This window comes from bacterium, from assembly GCA_019912885.1.
GTDB lineage: Bacteria > Lernaellota > Lernaellaia > JACKCT01 > JACKCT01 > JAIOHV01.
In genome coordinates this window covers 1-5,751 of the sequence record JAIOHV010000108.1, presented here as the reverse complement: position 1 = coordinate 5,751, position 5,751 = coordinate 1, and the positions used below count along the sequence as shown (strand labels likewise).

Sequence of the window (5,751 nt, the reverse complement as noted above, 5' to 3'; positions counted from 1 at the left end):
GGCGCGGGCAGATCGTCCAGGTCCGGCACGAGCCGCGCCGCGCCGCCGCGCGCGACGCCTTCGTCCGAGCGCGCGGCCACGCCGTCGATGCCATCGAGCGGCGCGCCCGAATCAAGGCGCGCGAGCAATTCACCAAAGCCGATCTCGCCCTCGCCAAACACGACGCTGTCGATCGGAAGATCGCGCAAAAGATCGTCCGCGAAGTAAGACGCATGCAGATGCCCGAGCGTGACGTGCGCGCGCGATCCGTCCGCCCGAAGCGCGGCGACCGCCTCCGATACGCACGCCGTGCTTGGCGCCAGGCACGCGAAACCGACGACATCCGCGCCAAGCTCGCGCGCCAGCGCCGCGACGCCGGCGGCATCGATGCCGCTGGCGTACTGATCCTCCACCGCCACGCGATGCCCCGCCTTTCGCGCGACAGCCGCCAGATACGCGAGCCCGAGCGGCGCGATGGGTTTGAGGGTGCGGCTGTACGGGCCCGCGCGGCGGTTCTCGCCGGACGACGGATTGACGAGAAGGACGTTCACGGAGCGTCTCCGCCTATCGCCGGCCGCTCGAGGATGAAGCGGATGAACAGGCGGTCGATCTCCACCTCGGCGCCGCCAAAGCGGCTTTGCGCGACGAACGCGCGCATCTCGTCCTCGGTGTAGCTCGGCAACGAGAGGCCATAAACCTTCAGGTCGAACAGCATCGCCCACGCATCGCGCCACGAGCCCGCGCGCAGCACCTCCCACAGGTGAAAGCGCGCGCCGGGTTTCATCGCGCCGTGGATGTTATCGAGCGCGCGCACCGGGTCATGCCAGCAGTAGATGGAGCTTGTCGAAACCACCGCGTCGAACGCCATCGGCGGCAGCCCCGCGTCGTGAACGTCGCCCGCGAGAAATTCCGCCGCCACGCCTGCGCGATCGGCCTGCCGCCGCGCGAACTTCAGCAACTCGGCGCTCTGGTCGAGGCCAAACCCACGTACCCCGGGATGGCGCGCGAGGTACATCGAAAGCAGCGTGCCGTGACCGCAGCCGATGTCGGCGATCGTCGAACCGGCGGCAAGTGGCCCGACGCGGTCGATGGCGTATTCGTACAGATGCCGCGCCTTGCGGCTCATCAGCTCCGCGAAAAGGCGGCTGGCCCGCGAGCGGAAATACCACCGCTCCAGCCGACGCAGCCACGCGCGGTAATCGTCGCTCGGCGCGGCCAGGCCCGGTCGCCCGATTTCGGAGGCAGCCCGATCGATTGTCATGAACGACTCTTCTCACAGGCCCGAAAGCGGCGTCAATCGACGGAGCCGACCGCGCCTTCGGGAAACACCAACCCGGTGCCGTCGGGGACATCCTCGCGCGCGCCGAGTTTGCGGTACGTTTCGACGAGCGATTCGAAATACGCGTCCCATGTGTCGCCGGGACTCGGGAAGGCGCGCGACACGTCGTTCTCGATAACGACATCGCGCGGCGGGTTCACGAGACGGATCATCGGCACGGGATCGAAGCGATGCTCCCATCCGTCGATCGCGACGCCGTCAGCCGCGAGGCTCGCGAACGCGTGGAAGGAGACGATCACCTCGCCGTTTTTGTCCGGCGTCACATGCGACAGGCGCACCACGTTCAGATCCGCGTCCACCCGCCCGGCGCCCGCGAGAAAGAACGACGGCGTGCGCCTGGCGCGGTAAACGCGAAACGGCTTGCCCGTCCACGCGAGTTCAAACAGCTCCGCCGCCTCGTCGAACCGCGTGGTCGCCGCCGGGCTGAATGCGATCACCCAGCCGACGTTGTAAATGCGCGCGTACTCCGCCAGGTCCGCGTCGGTGAATAGGTAGATCGGCTGCCAGTTCAGCCGGCCGTCGGCGAGGTGCGTCGAATACATGAGCCCCGGCGAATCGAGCGTCGGCAGGTTCGCGAACAGGCGCCCCGGAAGTTGGCGCGGCAGCATCGCGGAGTAGTCGTAGGGGATATCGAGCGTTGTGTTGTGCGCGGACTCCGCGAGGATGCGCGCGGAATCTCCCGTGTTCGCCGACAGCCACGCGACGAGATCCGCGATCGCGGGCGTGGGCTCGGTGCGAACGCGCGCGAACGGATTCCACAATAGCGTCGCCGCGCCGATCGCTACCGCGAGCACGGTGACGACGGCGATCGTCACGGTACGCGCGGGCCGGCTGCTCGCGAGCCGGCTCACCGAAAGGGCGGCGGGGATCGCCGCGAAACTCACGGCCGCGTCGAGGTACCGCGTCGGAAAAACGACCGAGCCAAGGCCCGCGATCACGGCCAGCACGCTCGCGCCCGCAATGATGCCGACGGCGGCCATCAGCGCGCGCGGTGCGGGATCGCCGGTCCCGCGTACATGACCGACGCCGAGCGCGATCGCGCCAAGCGCCAGCGGGTGCAGAAGCGCGACAAAACCGAGCCACCGGTAGCTGGACGCCCAGCCGAATGCGACGAACCGGTAGAAAATTTCGTAGACATGGGCGAGGTCCGCGTTGAAGCGGATGCCCGGCCACAGCCACGCGCCCACGACCAGCGCGATGACGGCGGGCGCGACCGCGACGATGATGAGGCGCGCGCCGGCGAGCGAGCGCAAGCGCGTCGCCCACAGAACGCACGCGACGCCGGCCGCCATCGGAACAAGCGTGTGCGGATTCCATGCGGCGGCGAGCAGCGCGGCGGCGACGATGGCCGCGGCGCTTGCCGCCGGCCGGCCGCGTTTGGCGTTGAGACGCCAGAGCCATCCGCAAACCGGCACGGCCAGCGACGAGCCGACGACAAACCCGCCCATGCTCGAGAGCGCGAAGGCGAGCCGCGCGCCAAGATGCGTGTTGGCGAGATCGATCGCGAAGGCGATCGCGGCGATGCGCGGCGCGAGCCCGAACCATCGCGCGCCGAAATACATGCCGATTGGCGGCGCCGCGAAGGCCAGGAGGATCATGAGCATCACCGCGCGCTCGGGCGAAAACCCCGCGCACGCGAGCGCGCTTGTCGCCAACTCGGAGATGAACCAGTGCGGGCCGACGAGCACGCCCGCGCCGACGCGCGGGTCGTATCCCCACGACGCGCCGCCCGCGCCATCGCCGCACAAAAGGCGTTCGTGCACGGCGGTGAAGTAGACGTGTTTGGGGTAGTTCTGGACGAGCGGGGGATCGCCCGACACGAACGCGCCGGGCGGAACGCGCACAAACGCGGCGGCGATCGCGACGGCGACGACAATCCATGCGATCCGCGTGCCGCACCGATCCGGGGGATCGGGCGGACGCGCCGGATCTGGCGGACGCGCGGTCAAACCGGCGCCCGCGTCACCTTGCGACGATTCGATCAGGGCCGGCGGACGGTATCCGGCGTCGGTTTCGGCTTCGGCTTCGGACTCGGTCGATACTGGGGCATGGCGTCACACCTTCCTTCCGACAAGAGAATTCGGGTAACACAACGGTCACGCAATTCGCAACCCCCGCAATGTAAACCGCGCGCCGCGCGGCTGGCAAGGCGGGGGGAAAGATGAAACGCAAAAGGGATACCCCACCGCCAATACTTGGGGAGCTGGCGACTTATTCTCCTCTTGCGACGACCTTGCAGCCTATCGCTACTCCTTGCACCAGCTCCCGGTCGGATTTTCCTCGAACTCCGGCGTGCGGAAGATGCTCGCCGGGAAAACCACGACACCCGCAGGCATGAACGGGATGGTGTCGTCGTTCGTTTCGCCGTCGGCCTCGACCGTCAAGTCGTATGAGCCCGGCGTGAGGTTGAAGGCCACGAACACCGGCACGTCGGGGTGCGTTCCTTCGCTGTTGTACGGGCCGCCGGAGGTGACGTCGCGGGCGGCCGATTCGAGGAACTCCCCGTATTCGTCGTAGTCGAGATAAAGAAGCGACGAAGCGGCCGGATCGAACGTCGCCCCGGCGCAGCCGACCGGCTCGAAGTTTTCGCCGTCGTTAAAGAACACGACGCCGACGACGTTGCCCTTGTTTTCGTAGTCCGGAGTCACGCCGCGGACCCATCCGAGGTAGTCGATGTCGTCCTCGGCGACGATATAGAGTCGCGCCCACTGTCGTCCACGGACAGGTTGAACTCAAAGGTGTCCGGGTAATCGGTCAGCGAGGTTTTTCTTCGTCCAAACAACAATAGCCACGCCCCGGGACCGCAGGTGTCCCCACCTGCTTCGGAAGTGGCCGAAACCAGGACCTACGCGCGCCGTCGGCGCCCGGCTTAAAGGCACTCGCGCAACGCAAGATAACTATAATAGGTGACTGTCCCTTATTTTACTCCGCCGGATTATACGCATGGCTTTTGATCTTGACGATACCGACGCAGAACGACCCGGTGGCCCATGGATAACCAATAAATGGAATTCCCTCAACGACGAAGTTCGAAAAATCTGCCGACTCGTCGAGCGTCCCCGTCCATTCGATGGACCAATCCTCCTCCTCCGTTACCGATGCATCGACGCTATGGCCGTTATACGTCCAATCCGCCGGAGCATCTGGGTCTTCGTATGCCGAAGCGGTGTACGCTAGAGCAAACGAAAATAGTACCGTCAGCGCAACTTGGTTCGCCCTCATGATCTCGCCCTCCTTCGTTGTCAATTCACGCTTCATAACCCCGGCAGATTATATAGTATTAATCCCGATGATGCCCCAACAATAATATGATCGCCATCGAACGCAATGAAAGCATCGGAGACGCCCGCCGCCGCGCAGTCAAGCCACTCGCGTTCCCAATTAATGCCATCGCTACTCGTCACGCGCTCGGAACAATGATCGTATGTAACCTGATCGGTGCCGCTCGTATATATAAATACATTATCGTCGGCGTCCGAGACGATGTGACCTGCATTTGAGATTCCTAAGGTCGGCTTTAGCGAAACAACATCCCATGCGCCGCTTCGATTCGTCGCATAATAAATGAATCCATTAGCTCCGGCGGGGTCGTAAATGGCAGCGTGAACATTGCCGAGTGAATCCAGCGTAGCGGAGGCGTCACCCGATGTCGTACCAACGTCAAGAACATATACCTCAATCCACAGAGCGTTGTATTTGGTTGCATAATAGAAGCTCTTGTCGCGTCGATAGATAATGTGAATGTCGTCTGCGGGGCCGTTTATCATATCCGATCCATCGATTCTTCCAGGAAAAATGGCATCCTCCTCCCATGCGGTGCCGTTCTTTCTTGCTACGTGGAGCATGTCCGAATCATTCGAATACAAGGCGATTGGAGTATCGTCGCTTAACACCCGCACTCTTCGGAAGTAGTTCGGCACTATGTTGATCGACCAATTGCCGCCGTTATTTCTCAAGGCATAAAACGCAAGGTAATTTGTATAATCGGAGAAAACGACGTGTGGTCGATTCAAGGAGTCAATCGCAATGTCCGGGTAGTAGCCTACGTTTTCGCCCTCCGCGATGATTTCTTCACGCCATTGCCCGCCGGTATTTGTGAGGTAAATGAAAGCGGGGCTCGGGCCACTTCGATAATAAACCGCATGAAGCGAGTCGTCGGGCCCCAGGGCGTAGGCGTCGTGGACGCCGGAAATAAGTCCGTCGTAAATCCTCGACGTAATCGCGTCGGTTCCGTTCGTGTAGAGCCAGTTCATCGACGACTGGTCATCCGACATCATCGTCGCGGCCGCGTATGTATTCGAGCAATATTTGGCCTTCGTCACCTGCCCGTCGTCAGCAGGAGAATAATACGGTTCGGAAGTCCAGGTTTTGCCGGTGCGACGAACGCGCCGAAACGTGTCGTTCGCGTCGCCCCAAGTAAAAAACGCCGTTGG

General features: G+C 63.4%; 6 protein-coding genes. All 6 read right to left on the bottom strand.

Annotated elements, in window-relative coordinates:
• Positions 1–530, bottom strand: a 530-nt coding sequence (locus K8I61_09260) for a cobalamin-dependent protein (GenBank protein ID MBZ0272214.1), incomplete at its 3' end; no start/stop codon positions are given.
• Positions 527–1,240 carry a class I SAM-dependent methyltransferase gene (locus tag K8I61_09255; GenBank protein ID MBZ0272213.1) on the bottom strand — a complete coding sequence of 238 codons (714 nt, stop codon included), beginning with the start codon at positions 1,238–1,240 and terminating at the stop codon, positions 527–529. The genes K8I61_09255 and K8I61_09260, both read right to left, overlap by 4 nt.
• Before the next feature lie 32 nt (positions 1,241–1,272).
• Positions 1,273–3,267: a hypothetical protein gene (locus K8I61_09250; GenBank protein ID MBZ0272212.1), complete on the bottom strand. Its 1,995-nt coding sequence runs from the start codon at positions 3,265–3,267 to the stop codon at positions 1,273–1,275.
• A 297-nt stretch (positions 3,268–3,564) separates the two neighbouring features.
• Positions 3,565–3,966: a hypothetical protein gene (locus tag K8I61_09245; GenBank protein ID MBZ0272211.1), complete on the bottom strand. Its 402-nt coding sequence runs from the start codon at positions 3,964–3,966 to the stop codon at positions 3,565–3,567.
• Between the two features lie 274 nt (positions 3,967–4,240).
• Positions 4,241–4,540: a hypothetical protein gene (locus tag K8I61_09240; GenBank protein MBZ0272210.1), complete on the bottom strand. Its 300-nt coding sequence runs from the start codon at positions 4,538–4,540 to the stop codon at positions 4,241–4,243.
• Between the two features lie 32 nt (positions 4,541–4,572).
• Positions 4,573–5,751: hypothetical protein (locus K8I61_09235; protein MBZ0272209.1), on the bottom strand; the 1,179-nt coding region annotated here is incomplete at its 5' end.